Raw genomic sequence first — 12,965 nt, forward strand, 5'->3', positions numbered from 1 at the left:
TTGGGCATCGTTCATCCGACAGGTACTGCCGATGTCCCTTCTCACACCCTTGCGCGGCCTGCTGCTGGCCTGCGTCACCCTGGCTGGCCCGGCATTGGCGGCCGCGCCGCTGCAGTTGGAGGTCTACAACCCCGGGGAGGCGGCGATCTTCCCGGTCAGTTCGGTGATCGTCAGTGGCGAGCATGACGCCATCCTGGTCGACGCCCAATTCGGCAAGGCCCAGGCCGAGCAACTGGTACAGCGGCTGCGTGCCGGCGGCAAGCACCTCAATGCCATCTATATCAGCCATGGCGACCCGGACTATTACTTCGGCCTCGACACCCTGACCCAGGCCTTCCCGGACGCCAAGGTGTACGCCTCGGCAGCCACGGTTGCGCATATCCGCCGCACCATGGACGCCAAGCTTGCCTACTGGGGGCCGCAGATGGGCGCCGACAAGCCGGCGCGGCTGGTGCTGCCGCAGGTGTTGCCGGGCCACAGCCTGACCCTGGAAGGCAAGGCCCTGGAGGTGGTCGGCCTGGATGGCCCGCAACCGGACCGCAGTTTTGTCTGGATTCCTTCGATCAAGGCGGTGGTTGGCGGCGTGGTGGTCAGCGAGAACATCCACGTGTGGATGGCTGACACGCAGACAGCCAAGTCCCATGCCGACTGGCTCGGCACCCTGGCGAACATCGAAGCGCTGGCACCGCGCACGGTGGTGCCTGGCCACTACCTGGGCCAGGGCAGCGGTTCGCTGGCGGCCGTGCAATTCACCGCCCGCTACATTCGCGACTTCGATGCCGAAACCGCCAAGGCCAAGGATGCCGGCGCATTGATCCAGGCGATGAAAAAACGCTACCCGGGCCTTGCCGATGAAAGCTCGCTGGAGCTCGGTGCCAAGGTCGCCAAGGGCGAAATGAAATGGTAATTCCGTTCAACTGACTGGAGTGTTTCCCATGAGCAAGATCGCAATCATCGGTGCCACCGGCCGTGCCGGCAGCCAATTGCTGGAAGAGGCCCTGCGCCGTGGCCACAGCGTCGTGGCCATTGCCCGCGACCCGTCGACACTGCAGGGGCGCCAAGGCGTAACCGTGCAGGCGCTGGATGCCAAGGACAGTGCGGCGCTGGAAAAGGCCCTGGGCGGCGTCGATGCGGTGTTCAGTGCCGCGCACTTTTCCACCCTTGAGCCGCAGGCGGTCATCGCGCCGGTCAAACGCGCCGGGGCCAAGCGCCTGCTGGTGGTGGGCGGGGCTGGCAGCCTGCTGCTGCCTTCCGGGCAGCGGGTGATCGACAGCCCGGACTTCCCCGAGGCGTACAAGGCCGAAGCCAATGGTGGGGTGCGCTTTCTTGACGCGCTGCGCCAGGAGCAGGGGCTGGATTGGACGTTCCTCTCGCCGTCGGCGGAATTCGTTGAAGGTGAGCGCACCGGGCACTACCGGTTGGGCAAGGATCACCTGCTGATTGGCGCCGATGGCAAAAGCTGGATCACCTTTGCCGACTTTGCCATTGCCTTGCTTGATGAGCTGGAAAAGCCGGGGCATTCGCGGCAGCGCTTTACTGTCGGGTATTGAGCCATCGGGGCCGCTTTGCGGCCCATCGCAGGCAAGCCTGCTCCTACCTGTAGGAGCAGGCTTGCCTGCGATGGGCCCTCAAAGGCTGGCACGCCCCGCCAACCAATCCAGCAACTCCACCAGCCCCGGCGGCTGAGCACGGCCCTGGCTCACCAGGTAATACCCCTTGCCCGTGCGCACCTTCAGCGCAAACGGCATGCACAACCGCCCCCCGCGCAGGTCATCGCCGATCAGCGCCCAGTCGCCGATCGCCACCCCTGTGCCTTGGGAAGCCATGGCCATCGCCATGTCCAATGTCTCGAAATGCTGCCTTGGCCCCTGCAGCGGCAACGACACGCCACACGCCTGCAACCACAGCCGCCAGTCCTGCTCGTCCCGTGATGGGTGCAACACCATGTGCCGGGCCAGGTCCTGAACCTCGCGCAGGGGCACTGGCCCATCGAGCAACGAAGGGGCACACACTGGCGTCAGTTGCTCGTCGAACAGCTTGCGCACCTGCAACCCAGGGGCTGGCGCTTCGCCGTAGACCACGGCGGCATCGAAGCCTTCCCGGCGCAAATCCACACCATGCTGCACCGTGGTGGTCAGTTCCACCGGCACGTCCGGGCGCAGCGCCTGCCACTCCATCAGCCGTGGTAACAACCAGCGCATCACGCACGTTGGCGCCTTGAGCTGCAAGGTGGCGCTGTGCCCGCCCACTTCCCGAACCCCTTGCTCGATCAGGCCGAACACCTGCTGCACCCGTGGCAGCCAGTCCTGGCCTTCGCGGGTCAGGCTCAGGCCACGGGCCTGGCGCACGAACAAGGCATAGCCCAGATGCGCTTCGAGCCCGGCAATCTGCCGGCTCACGGCGCCTTGGGTGATATGCAGCTGCTGTGCGGCGCGGGTGAAGTTGCAGTGCTGGGCGGTGACTAGAAAGGTGTGCAGGGCGGGCAGGGGCGGGAGGCGTTTCATTGCAAATCAGCCATGATCCTGGGACATGGCTAGTATGTGTTTTTTTGCCTTGTGGCGGTAGCGCTGCGTTGGGTCCAATGGCTGCAGATTCCAACAAGATCCAAGGTGAAACCCGATGGCAACCTGCGGCGAAGTGCTGGTCAAACTCCTTGAAGGCTATGGCGTGGACCATGTCTTCGGCATTCCCGGTGTACATACCGTGGAGCTCTACCGTGGCCTGGCGGGCTCGTCGATTCGCCATGTCACGCCACGCCACGAGCAGGGCGCCGGGTTCATGGCCGATGGCTATGCACGCACCCGTGGCAAGCCAGGTGTGTGCTTCATCATCACTGGCCCCGGCATGACCAACATCACCACCGCCATGGGCCAGGCCTACGCCGACTCGATTCCGATGCTGGTGATTTCCAGCGTGCAATCGCGCAGCCAGTTGGGCGGTGGCCGTGGCAAGTTGCATGAACTGCCCAACCAGGCTGCACTGGTGGCTGGCGTTGCGGCGTTCTCGCACACGCTGATGAGTCCCGACGACCTGCCACAGTTGCTGGCCCGGGCCTTTGCCGTGTTCGACGGTGCCCGGCCACGCCCGGTGCATATCGAAATTCCGCTGGATGTGCTGGTGGAACCGGCCGACCACCTGCTGCCGGGCCGCCCGGTACGCAGCTGCCGCGCAGGGGCTGCGCCGCAGGCGGTGGCGGCGATGGCCGAGCGCCTGGCCAAGGCCCGTCGGCCGTTGATTCTGGCCGGGGGCGGGGCGCTGGAAGCCGGTGCGGCCTTGGCCCGCCTGGCCGAGCACCTGCAGGCGCCGGTGGCGCTGACCATCAATGCCAAGGGCCTGTTACCGGCCAGCCACCCGCTGCAGATCGGCTCCACCCAGTCGCTGGTCGCCACCCGCGCCCTGGTGGCCGAGGCGGATGTGGTGCTGGCGATTGGCACCGAGTTGGCCGAAACCGATTACGACGTCACCTTCAAGGGTGGTTTCGAGATTCCCGGCTGCCTGCTGCGCATTGATATCGACCCGGACCAGACCGTGCGCAACTACCTGCCGGAACTGGCCCTGGTGGCGGATGCGCAGCTTGCCGCACAGGCCCTGGTCGAGGCCCTGGGCGCGCTGGCGCCGCCCACCCGCGATGCCAGCTGGGGCGTGGTGCGCGCCCAGCGCCTGCGTGCGTCGCTGGCCGCTGACTGGGACCAGCCGACCCTGAGCCAGACCCGGCTGCTGACCGGCATTTTGCAGCGCCTGCCCAATGCCGTGCTGGTGGGCGATTCGACCCAACCGGTGTACACCGGCAACCTGACCCTGGACATGCAGCAGCCACGCCGCTGGTTCAACGCCTCGACCGGTTACGGCACCCTGGGCTACGCGCTGCCGGCAGCGATGGGCGCCTGGCTTGGCAGTGCCGAGCGGGCGGACGAGCGCGTGCCGGCGGTGTGCCTGATCGGTGATGGTGGGCTGCAGTTCACCCTGCCGGAGCTGGCCAGTGCGGTGGAGGCACAGGTGCCGCTGATCGTGCTGCTGTGGAATAACCAGGGGTATGAGGAGATCAAGAAATACATGGTCAACCGGGCCATCGAGCCGGTGGGGGTGGATATCCATACCCCGGATTTCATCGGGGTGGCGCGGGCATTGGGGGCTGAGGCCGAGCAGGTTGGCGATGTGGCGCAGTTGCAGGCGGCGCTGGGCCGGGCGGTGGAGCGTACGGGGCCGACCTTGATTCAGGTGGACCAGAATCAGTGGCAGGCTTCGGTGCCGGGTTGAAATCGAGCGCCGCGCGCGGCGCATCGCGAGCTTTGCTCGCTCCTACCAGGCAGGCGCAGGGCCTGTAGGAGCGAGCGTAGCTCGCGATGGGGGCGCAAAGAAATCAGCCGGCACTGGCCCGTAACCGTGCCACGTCGCGCAGCGGTGGCGCGCCGTACAGCCGGCTGTATTCGCGGCTGAACTGCGACGGGCTTTCATACCCCACCCGATACCCTGCCACCGCCGCCTCCAGCCCGTCGTTGAGCATCAGCCGCCGCGCTTCCTGCAGGCGCAGCTGCTTCTGGTACTGCAACGGGCTCATCGATGTCACGGCCTTGAACCGGTGGTGCAGGGTCGAGGTGCTGAGGTTAACCTCCCGGGCCAGGTCCTCGATGCGCAGCGGCTGCTGGAAGTTCTGGTTGAGCCAGGTGATGGCCTGGCACACCCGGTGGGTCTGGCTGTTGGCCAGGGCTATTTCATACAGGCGGTAACCCTGCGGCCCACGCAGCAGGCGGTAGAGGATTTCCCGGCGAATCAACGGCGCAAGCATGGCGATGTCGCGCGGGTTGTCCAGCAGGCGCACCAGGCGCAGCAGGGCATCGAGCAACTGCGGGTCGCTGCGCTCCACATACAGGCCACGCCCGGAAGGCAGGTTGGGCACCAGCATCGGCCCGCTCTCGGCAATCAGCTGGCTGACCTCGGCCGGGTCCAGGTCCATGCGGATACCCAGGCTCGGGTTTTCGGGGCTGGCATCGAGCTTGACCTTGCTCAGGGGCAAGGTCACCGACACCACCATGTAATGCAGCGGGTCGTAGGCGTATTGCTCGTCGCCCAGGAACAGGCTCTTGCTGCCCTGGGCCAGGATGCACAGGGCCGGTTGCGCGAACGTCGGCACCGAGCGCACGTTCGCGGTATAGCGCACCAGAAACAGGCCGTCGACGGCCGAACACGGGCCGTGGGGGTCGCCGGCATGCCGGCGGATCAGTTCGGCCAGCTCTTGGCGCTGCAGTTCCAGGGTCGGGTCGATGGGCGGGGCGATGGTCATGATGGCTTTCCTCCAGGCCTGCCCAGCATAGGTTTGGGCAATGACGGGCGCTAGTCGAAAGCTGCACGCCGATTGCCTGATCCTGCCGCGCGGCAGGATCAGGCAATCGGCAAGCAGTAATGGCCTAACGCGCCGCGCGCGCCTGGCCCTAACCTTGGCAGCCTGGTCTATCCGCTTGCCTGCTTCAAGGAGATTGTGCAATGACCCTGAAACAACCGGTCACCCACTTGGCTTTCATCCGTGCCAGCAGCGGCCGTTCGGCAGAGCTTGGTGCACGCCTGCGCGATTTGCTGGAGCCTTCCCTGAGCACCCCCGGCTGCCTGAGTTTCACGGTGCAGCGTTCCCAGGCCGACGCCGACCTGTGGCTGCTCAGCGGCAGCTGGCAAGACCAACAGGCGATGCGTGGCTACTTTGCCTCACCTACCCTTGAGGTGTTCGGTGAGCTGGTGCAGGCGCAGGTCGTCAGCAGCCTCGACCTGCATACCTTCGACTGAAACACGGTTAGAATGCCGCCCCTCGATCAACCTGGCGGATGGCAACATGGCACGCAGAGAATTCCCGCAGTACGAAGCCGTTTCGGCGATGGTCCCGGTAGAAGGCGGTGGCTACAACGCCGCCATCGCGGTCAAGGGCCTGGGCAGCGGCGGCGCCCCGCGTTTTCACAAGGTGCTCGACGGCGAGGTGTTCAAGAGCGCCATGGCGGCCGACGAGGCCGCCTGCGCCGAACTTTCGCGCCTGCAGGGCGTAGGCGAGGAAGGCGAACTGCTGTGGTGATCAGGACTGCGGGCGCAGCATCTTGAACAGGTTGCCCAGCTCGAAGTAATCGGCCGGGCCGCCGCCGCGCAGGATCGGCTGGGCGGCGGCGGTGTCGTAGATACCGTCCTTGAGCAGGTGCTCGGCAATGTGCACCGCCACCACTTCCCCGAGAATCAGCCAGCTGGGCACCAGCGCCTGGTCTGCGCGCTTGAGCTGGACGATCTGGCTCACCTTGCACTCGAAGGCCACCGGCGTTTCGCCCACCCTTGGCACCTTGACGATGCTCGATGGAACCGCACTGAGCCCGCTCAGTTCGAACTCGTTCACGTCCGCGGCAACGGCGGCGCAGCTTTGGTTCATCTGCTCGGCCAGCGGGCGGGTGGCCAGGTTCCAGACGAACTCGCCGGTCTGCTCGATGTTGTTCAGGCTGTCTTTACGCCCGACGCTGCAGAAACCGATGATCGGCGGAATGTAGTTGAAGGCGTTGAAGAAGCTGTAGGGCGCCAGGTTCAACTGGCCGTCTGCGCTCTGGGAAGAAATCCAGCCGATGGGGCGCGGGCCGACGATGGCATTGAAGGGGTCGTGGGGCAGGCCGTGGCCTTTGGCGGGTTCGTAGTAGTACATCTGCCTGGCTCTTGGAAACGAAGTGCCTAGTGTGCCAAGCCTTTGCCCGCGTGGAAATGATCAAGCCCGGCCTAGGCCGGGCTGGGTGCACGCATCAGCGCTTAGCTGATGCGGTGGGCGTTGGTGCGGTCGAAGCCATCTTCAGCGAAACGTTGCGCGCCGGTGCGGTCGAAGCCGTCTTCAGCGAAGCGTTGGGCGCCAGTGCGGTCGTAGCCGTCTTCAGCGAAGCGTTGGGCGCCGGTATGGTCGAAACCGTCTTCGGCATAGCCGGCCGCTTGGTTCTGGGTAGTGGTGAAGCAATGGGCGTGGGTGCGGTCGAAGCCATCTTCGGCGAAGGCGCCAGCGGCGAACATCGAGAGGGCCAGGGTCAGGATCAGTTTGCTTTTCATGGTCGTTGCTCCGGTGGGTGCGAGAGGTTGTTCGTTGCTATGGGTTTCATCCTACTCCTATCAATTTGATTAAAAAGCGCAAAAAACAACGCTTAAAAATCGAATTAATCGATATATAGATGCGCGCTACCCGCGGTCCCGGCCGTTGCCGTTACCGATGCATCACAGGCAGTGAACCCCGTGCGAGCACAATGCTTCGCCAGCCATCGCAGCATGACGGTGGGGCATTAATCGGGCGTTAAGAGCGGAAAACTTCAGTTTGTAACAAGTTGTGAACGCTTTTTTCATCTCTCGCCAACCGATTTTTCAGACGCCGCTCATCACCATCGCCGCACCCCATTCCGGAGCGGCAAACAATGAATAAACTTCCGCAAATCACCCTGGCCTTCTGGGTCATGAAGATCTGCGCCACCACCCTTGGCGAAACGGCCGGTGATCTGCTGTCGATGACCTTGAACGTGGGATACGCGGTCAGCTCGATGGTGCTGATCAGCGTGTTCCTGCTGACCTTGCTCGGCCAACTGTTTTCCCGCCGCTACCACCCGATGCTGTACTGGCTGGTGATTCTTTCCACCAGCACCGCTGGCACCACCATGTCCGACTTCATGGACCGCACCCTGGGCCTGGGCTACGCCTCGGGGTCGGCCATCCTGATCGGTATCCTGTTGCTGACCTTCCTGGTCTGGCGCCTGAGTGGCAACCCACTGGACGTCACCCGTATCAAGACCCGCAGCGGCGAGATCTTCTACTGGGTGGCGATCCTGTTCTCCAACACCCTGGGTACGGCGCTGGGCGACTACCTGGCCGATGACTCTGGCCTCGGTTTTGCCGGTGGCGCGCTGCTGATCGGCAGCACCATCGCCCTGGTGGTGCTGGCCCGTTACTGGACACGCATCCCCGGCGTGGTGCTGTTCTGGGTGGCCTTCGTGCTCACCCGCCCATTCGGCGCCACCCTGGGAGACTTCCTGACCAAACCCCATGAAAAGGGTGGCCTGGACTTCGGCACGGTGGGCTCGTCGGCGGTACTGGGAGGGGTGTTGCTGGTGCTGGTGCTGATGGCCACCTGGTACCAGAAACGAGAACCGCGCGGGGCGCTGGAGATGTCCTGAGCCGGCGAGATGTTGCGGCAAATGAAAAGGGCGCCCCGTTGCTGGGGCGCCCTTTTTTCGTCTGCGGCTCACACTCAGTCAGTGGTGATCCGCGAATGCTGCTTGGTGTCCTTCATGGTGGCGTACACCAGCAACGAGCAGGCGATGCACGCCGTGACGTACCAGTAGAAGCCGCTTTCCATGCCCACGCTCTTGAACCACAGCGCCACGTACTCGGCAGTGCCGCCGAAGATCGACACGGTCAGCGCGTACGGCAGGCCCACGCCCAGGGCGCGAATTTCAGTGGGGAACAGCTCGGCCTTGACCACGGCGTTGATCGAGGTGTAACCGCTGACGATGATCAGCGCCGCCATGATCAGGAAGAACGCGCCCCACCAGGTCTGGATGGTGTGCAGGGTGCTGAGGATCGGCACGGTGAACAGGGTGCCGAGCACGCCGAAGGCGATCAGGATCGGGCGCCGGCCGATCTTGTCCGACAGGCCGCCAATCACCGGTTGCAGGCACATGAACAGGAACAAGGTGGCAGCCGAGATGGTGGTCGAGTCACTGATGCTCATGCCCACCGTGTTCACCAGGTACTTCTGCATGTAGGTGGTGTAGGTGTAGAAGGCCAGGGTGCCGCCCATGGTCAGGCCGACCACGGTCATCAGTTCCTTGGGGTGGCGCAGCAGGGTGCGCATCAGGCTTTCCTTGGCCTTTTCCTTCTTGGTGAACGAGGCGGTTTCTTCCATGCCGCGGCGCAGGTAGAGGGCAACCACCGCGCACAGCGCGCCGATCACGAAGGGAACGCGCCAGCCCCAGGCATACAGCTGCTCGGTGGTCAGGGTTTGCTGCAGGATGATCAGCACGGCCAGGGCAATGAGCTGGCCGGAGATCAGGGTCACGTACTGGAAGCTGGAGAAGAAGCCGCGGCGTTCCTTGCTGGCCATCTCGCTGAGGTAGGTGGCCGAGGTGCCGTACTCGCCACCCACCGACAGGCCCTGCAACAGGCGGGCGATGACCAGCAGGATCGGTGCGGCGACGCCGATGGTTTCATAGCCTGGGGTCAGGGCGATCACCAGGGAGCCGGCGCACATCAGCAGCACCGACGCCATCAGCGCGGCCTTGCGGCCCTTGCGGTCGGCGTACAGGCCCATCAGCCAGCCACCGATCGGGCGCATCAGGAAGCCCACGGCGAAGATCGCGGCGGTGTTGAGCAGTTGGGCGGTGGAGTCGCCGGCGGGGAAGAACGCCTTGGCGAAGTACAGCGAGAATGCGGCGTAGACGTACCAGTCGTACCATTCGACCATGTTGCCGATGGAACCGCTGAAGATCGACTTGAGGCGGCTGGCGGTGGTTTTTTTAGCGGCGGGCGCGATGGCCGCCCCGGCTGGCAGGGAGGTGGCGTTATCCATCAGGGATACCTTCTCGTTGTTTTTGTGGAGCGCGCCGAAGCGCAGCTTGCCAAGGCAATTGCAGAAGGTGTGCCAAATGAGTGCGCAGCGATCCAAATGAGGGCGCCCCGCGCCGTTGGCAGGCAAGCCCGCCCCCACAGCGCCTAGCCCCGAGCCTCGCCCCTGTAGGAGCGACCAAAGGTCGCGATGGGCTGCAAAGCAGCCCCCTACGCCCCCTCAATAAGCGAACTACCGCCTATCAACCCACATCAATAAGCGGATTTCCGCCTACCCACGCGCCACGAAGTCTTCACGCAGCAGCCCATGCCGCTGCATCTTCTCGTTCAACGTCCGCCGGGGCACCTGCAATGCCTCCATCACCGCCTTGATCTCCCCCCCATGCTGGCGCAGCGCGGCCCGCAGGCACTGGGCCTCGAAGGCTTCCATCTGCGCGACCAGCGAGTGCCCCGCAGGCGCCACTTCGCTATTGGGCGCGCCCAGCCCCAGGGCATGGCGTTCCGCCGCATTGGCCAGCTCACGCACGTTGCCCGGCCAGTCATGGGCCAGCAGTTGCGCCAGTTGCGCACCCGGCAGCGCCGGAACCGGGCGCCCGAGCTTCTCGCCCGCGGCCCGGCTAAAGTGCTCGAACAGCAGGGGGATGTCCTCGCGCCGTTCGCGCAGCGGTGCCAGGCGCAATTCGGCCACATTCAGGCGGTATGCCAGGTCCTCGCGAAAACGCCCGGCGCGGGCTTCTTCGAGCAGGTCGGGCTTGGTTGCCGCGATGATGCGCAAGTCCACGCTGATGCTCTGGTTGGCCCCAAGCCGCTCCAGCTTCTGTTCCTGGATAACCCGCAGCAGCTTGGCCTGTTGGGCCAGTGGCATGCTTTCGATCTCGTCGAGAAACACCGTGCCGCCGTTGGCGAACTCCAGCTTGCCGATGCGCTTGCCCTGGGCGCCGGTAAAGGCGCCGCTTTCATGGCCAAACAGCTCGGCCTCGAACAGCGCCTCGGGAATTGCCGCGCAGTTGAGGGCGACGAATGGTTTGTCGGCGCGCGGGCCGAAGTCGTGCAGGCAGCGCGCCACGCGCTCCTTGCCACTGCCGGTTTCGCCGCGGATCAGCACGTTGACCGGCAGGCCGGCAAGCTCCAGCACCTGCCGGCGCAACTGCTGCAGGCCCTGGGACATGCCCAGCAGGGTGGTTTCCAGGCGCGACTTGAGGTCGGCCTGCTGATGCAGGCGGCGGTTTTCCAGCACCAGCTGGCGCTTTTCCAGGGCGCGCCGCAGGCTGCCCAGCAGGTGTTGCGGGGTGAAGGGCTTTTCCAGAAAGTCGTAGGCGCCACTGCGCATCGCCTCCACCGCCATGGGCACATCGCCATGGCCGGTCAGCAGGATCACCGGCAGGTCGGGGTCATCGGCCTGCAGGCGTTCGAGCAGTTGCAGGCCGCCCATGCCCGGCATGCGCACATCGCTGATGATTACCCCAGGAAAGTGCTGGGGCAGGTGTGCCAGGCATTCCTCGGCGCGGGCGAACACCTGCACGCTGAAGCCGGAAAGGCTCAGCCATTGCTCCACCGCCGTGCGGATACTGGCTTCATCATCGACGACGATCACTGAATTCAACATACAGGCTCCAGGTCGCGGGGCAGGGTCAGGCTCAGGCGGGCGCCGCCGGGGACGTTCTCGGCGTGCAGCTGGCCGCCGGCTTCGTGGATGATGCCATAGGAAATCGCCAGGCCCAGGCCCAGGCCTTCGCCCACCGGCTTGGTGGTGAAGAACGGGTCGAACACCTTGGCAAGGTCGGCTTCGGCTATCCCGCCGCCGGAGTCGAGCACGCTCAGGCGCCACTGGGCATGGTCGGGCTCGATACGGATTTCCAGGCGCTTGTAGCGTTTGTCGGTCATGGCGTCGAGGGCGTTGCGCAACAGGTTGATCAATACCTGCTCAAGGCGGATGGCATCGCCACGCACCCAGGCCGGGCGGGCCAGGTACAGGGCCACCTCGACCTGTTCGGCGCGAATGCGCGTGTCGAGCAGGTGCAGGGCCTGGTCGACCACGGTGGCCAGGTCGAGGCGTTCGCGCAGGCCCACCGGGCTGTTGCGGGCGAAGGTTTTCAGGTGGCTGGTCAAGGCGGCCATGCGCGTGAGCATCTGCTCCAGTGGCTCCAGGGCCTTGCGCGCGTCGTCGTGGCGGCCGTGGTCCAGCAGCAGGCGCAGGGTTTCCAGCTGCATGCGCTGGGTGGTCAGTGGCTGGTTGATCTCGTGGGCCATGGCCGCCGACATCTGCCCCAGGGCCGCGAGCTTGGCCGACTGCACCAGGCCTTCCTGGGCGGTGCGCAGCTCGCGGGTACGCTCCTCGACCTGGCGCTTGAGCGCTTCGCGGCTGCGCTGGCGCAGGCGAGCCAGGCGCAGGCGCTGGCTGACGAACAGCGCGGCGAACACCAGGCTCAGCCACACGGCGGCAGCGCCTAGCGCGGCATTGCGCCCGGCGGCGCTGACCTGGGGTTTGCGCAGCAGGTGCAGGGTCCAGTTCTCGCCTTCCAGCGGCAGGCTTTCCCACAGGTATTCGGCGCTGCCGTCGGGGCCTTGCACACGGGTCAGGTGGCTGTTGTCGGCAAAGCGGGTGAGCACCTGGTGGGGCAGTGGCACCAGCGGCTGCTTGTCGTACTGACGGGTTTCGGCCAGTTCGGCGCGGTCGGCGCTGCCGAGTGGATGCAGCTCGCGGTAGCGCCAGCCGTCCTGGTTGGCGATGAAGGTTATGCCGCGGGCGTCGCTGACCAGCAGGATGTCGCTGCCCTGGCGCCACTCGCGCTCCAGTTCGGGGAATTCGAGCTTCACCACCATGGCGCCGAGAAAACGCCCGTGCTCGTCATTCACCGCGCTGGACAGGAAGTAGCCCGGCACGCCGCTGGTCACGCCTACGGCGTAGAAGCGGCCGCTGCCTTGGCTGCGGGTTTGTTTGAAATAGGGGCGAAAGCCGTAGTTCGAGCCCACGTAGGTGGTCGGCAGCCGCCAGTTGCTGGCGGCCACGGCCAGCCCGGTGCGGTCGAGCAGCTCCAGGGTGGAGGAGTTGGCGGCGCCATTGATACGTTCAAGCTTGAGGTTCAGCGCGTGCTGGGTGGCCTCGTCGATAGGGCCGCGCAGGGCCTGGACCAGTTCCGGGTCCAGCGCCAGCACGGCGGGCAGGGCGCGGTAGCGGTCGATCAGGGTGTGCAGGGCGTTGGCGTACAGCACCAGTTGCTGGCTGGCGCGGCGGGCGTCGTCTTCCATGGCCTGGCGCTTGGCCTGGTGCATGGCCCAGCCGGCGCTGAGCAGGGTGCCGAGCACGATCAGCAGGGTAATCAGCCCCAGACGCAGGGCGCGAAAGGAAAAGGGCATGGGGCGGATCCGGGTGAGGGGATATCAGGCGCGGCCTCTTCGCGGGGCAAGCCCGCTCC

Annotated in this window: 13 protein-coding genes; 6 read left to right on the forward strand and 7 right to left on the reverse strand. The window is 65.4% G+C overall.

All coding sequences use genetic code 11. The features are described from left to right. Positions 1 to 31: 31 nt before the first annotated feature. Together F3J45_RS11130 and F3J45_RS11135 are read left to right on the forward strand one after the other, a co-directional pair. Positions 32 to 907 carry an MBL fold metallo-hydrolase gene (locus tag F3J45_RS11130; RefSeq protein WP_167061701.1) on the forward strand — a complete coding sequence of 292 codons (876 nt, stop codon included), beginning with the start codon at positions 32 to 34 and terminating at the stop codon, positions 905 to 907. Positions 908 to 935: 28 nt separating this feature from the next. Continuing rightward, positions 936 to 1,550, forward strand: a complete 615-nt coding sequence (locus F3J45_RS11135; RefSeq protein ID WP_167061703.1) for an NAD(P)-dependent oxidoreductase — start codon at positions 936 to 938, stop codon at positions 1,548 to 1,550. 78 nt (positions 1,551 to 1,628) lie between these two features. On the opposite strand, the gene F3J45_RS11140 is transcribed toward F3J45_RS11135, so the two are convergent. Beyond that, positions 1,629 to 2,504, reverse strand: coding sequence for a LysR substrate-binding domain-containing protein (locus F3J45_RS11140; protein WP_167061706.1), 876 nt, complete (start codon positions 2,502 to 2,504; stop codon positions 1,629 to 1,631). Positions 2,505 to 2,619: 115 nt separating this feature from the next. Between F3J45_RS11140 and F3J45_RS11145 the strand changes: the two genes are divergently transcribed. Then, complete coding sequence (locus F3J45_RS11145; protein WP_167061709.1) at positions 2,620 to 4,257, forward strand: 5-guanidino-2-oxopentanoate decarboxylase; 1,638 nt, start codon at positions 2,620 to 2,622, stop codon at positions 4,255 to 4,257. Positions 4,258 to 4,360: 103 nt separating this feature from the next. Here the strand turns inward: F3J45_RS11145 and F3J45_RS11150 are convergent, their stop codons facing one another. After that, positions 4,361 to 5,281 carry an AraC family transcriptional regulator gene (locus F3J45_RS11150; RefSeq protein ID WP_167061712.1) on the reverse strand — a complete coding sequence of 307 codons (921 nt, stop codon included), beginning with the start codon at positions 5,279 to 5,281 and terminating at the stop codon, positions 4,361 to 4,363. A 200-nt stretch (positions 5,282 to 5,481) separates the two neighbouring features. Between F3J45_RS11150 and F3J45_RS11155 the strand changes: the two genes are divergently transcribed. Both F3J45_RS11155 and F3J45_RS11160 read left to right on the forward strand, forming a co-directional pair. Next, complete coding sequence (locus tag F3J45_RS11155) at positions 5,482 to 5,775, forward strand: putative quinol monooxygenase (protein ID WP_167061715.1); 294 nt, start codon at positions 5,482 to 5,484, stop codon at positions 5,773 to 5,775. Between the two features lie 46 nt (positions 5,776 to 5,821). Further along, positions 5,822 to 6,055: a hypothetical protein gene (locus F3J45_RS11160; RefSeq protein ID WP_167061718.1), complete on the forward strand. Its 234-nt coding sequence runs from the start codon at positions 5,822 to 5,824 to the stop codon at positions 6,053 to 6,055. Here F3J45_RS11160 and F3J45_RS11165 read toward each other — a convergent pair whose 3' ends face one another. Both F3J45_RS11165 and F3J45_RS11170 read right to left on the reverse strand, forming a co-directional pair. Further along, positions 6,056 to 6,661 (reverse strand): flavin reductase family protein, encoded by a 606-nt coding sequence (locus F3J45_RS11165; RefSeq protein ID WP_167061721.1) that lies wholly within the window; start codon positions 6,659 to 6,661, stop codon positions 6,056 to 6,058. Between the two features lie 101 nt (positions 6,662 to 6,762). Then, a complete protein-coding gene (locus F3J45_RS11170) occupies positions 6,763 to 7,050 on the reverse strand; it encodes a hypothetical protein (protein WP_167061724.1) in 288 nt (95 codons plus the stop codon). A 356-nt stretch (positions 7,051 to 7,406) separates the two neighbouring features. Between F3J45_RS11170 and F3J45_RS11175 the strand changes: the two genes are divergently transcribed. Then, positions 7,407 to 8,159: a hypothetical protein gene (locus tag F3J45_RS11175; RefSeq protein ID WP_167061727.1), complete on the forward strand. Its 753-nt coding sequence runs from the start codon at positions 7,407 to 7,409 to the stop codon at positions 8,157 to 8,159. Positions 8,160 to 8,233: 74 nt separating this feature from the next. Here the strand turns inward: F3J45_RS11175 and F3J45_RS11180 are convergent, their stop codons facing one another. The 3 genes from F3J45_RS11180 to F3J45_RS11190 form a co-directional block, all read right to left on the reverse strand. Continuing rightward, positions 8,234 to 9,553, reverse strand: coding sequence for an MFS transporter (locus tag F3J45_RS11180; RefSeq protein ID WP_167061730.1), 1,320 nt, complete (start codon positions 9,551 to 9,553; stop codon positions 8,234 to 8,236). A 267-nt stretch (positions 9,554 to 9,820) separates the two neighbouring features. Then, a complete protein-coding gene (locus tag F3J45_RS11185) occupies positions 9,821 to 11,155 on the reverse strand; it encodes a sigma-54 dependent transcriptional regulator (protein ID WP_167061733.1) in 1,335 nt (444 codons plus the stop codon). Next, positions 11,149 to 12,906, reverse strand: coding sequence for an ATP-binding protein (locus F3J45_RS11190; protein ID WP_167061736.1), 1,758 nt, complete (start codon positions 12,904 to 12,906; stop codon positions 11,149 to 11,151). Before F3J45_RS11190 ends, F3J45_RS11185 begins: the two co-directional genes overlap by 7 nt. Between the last annotated feature and the right edge of the window lie 59 nt (positions 12,907 to 12,965).

This window comes from Pantoea sp. Ap-967, assembly GCF_011752565.1.
Lineage (GTDB): Bacteria > Pseudomonadota > Gammaproteobacteria > Pseudomonadales > Pseudomonadaceae > Aquipseudomonas.

Coding starts and splice junctions, on each gene's coding strand:
- F3J45_RS11130 (WP_167061701.1), top strand. CDS start 32: ATGTCCCTTCTCACACCCTTGCGCGGCCTGCTGCTGGCCTGCGTCACC.
- F3J45_RS11135 (WP_167061703.1), top strand. CDS start 936: ATGAGCAAGATCGCAATCATCGGTGCCACCGGCCGTGCCGGCAGCCAA.
- F3J45_RS11140 (WP_167061706.1), bottom strand. CDS start 2,504: ATGAAACGCCTCCCGCCCCTGCCCGCCCTGCACACCTTTCTAGTCACC.
- F3J45_RS11145 (WP_167061709.1), top strand. CDS start 2,620: ATGGCAACCTGCGGCGAAGTGCTGGTCAAACTCCTTGAAGGCTATGGC.
- F3J45_RS11150 (WP_167061712.1), bottom strand. CDS start 5,281: ATGACCATCGCCCCGCCCATCGACCCGACCCTGGAACTGCAGCGCCAA.
- F3J45_RS11155 (WP_167061715.1), top strand. CDS start 5,482: ATGACCCTGAAACAACCGGTCACCCACTTGGCTTTCATCCGTGCCAGC.
- F3J45_RS11160 (WP_167061718.1), top strand. CDS start 5,822: ATGGCACGCAGAGAATTCCCGCAGTACGAAGCCGTTTCGGCGATGGTC.
- F3J45_RS11165 (WP_167061721.1), bottom strand. CDS start 6,661: ATGTACTACTACGAACCCGCCAAAGGCCACGGCCTGCCCCACGACCCC.
- F3J45_RS11170 (WP_167061724.1), bottom strand. CDS start 7,050: ATGAAAAGCAAACTGATCCTGACCCTGGCCCTCTCGATGTTCGCCGCT.
- F3J45_RS11175 (WP_167061727.1), top strand. CDS start 7,407: ATGAATAAACTTCCGCAAATCACCCTGGCCTTCTGGGTCATGAAGATC.
- F3J45_RS11180 (WP_167061730.1), bottom strand. CDS start 9,553: ATGGATAACGCCACCTCCCTGCCAGCCGGGGCGGCCATCGCGCCCGCC.
- F3J45_RS11185 (WP_167061733.1), bottom strand. CDS start 11,155: ATGTTGAATTCAGTGATCGTCGTCGATGATGAAGCCAGTATCCGCACG.
- F3J45_RS11190 (WP_167061736.1), bottom strand. CDS start 12,906: ATGCCCTTTTCCTTTCGCGCCCTGCGTCTGGGGCTGATTACCCTGCTG.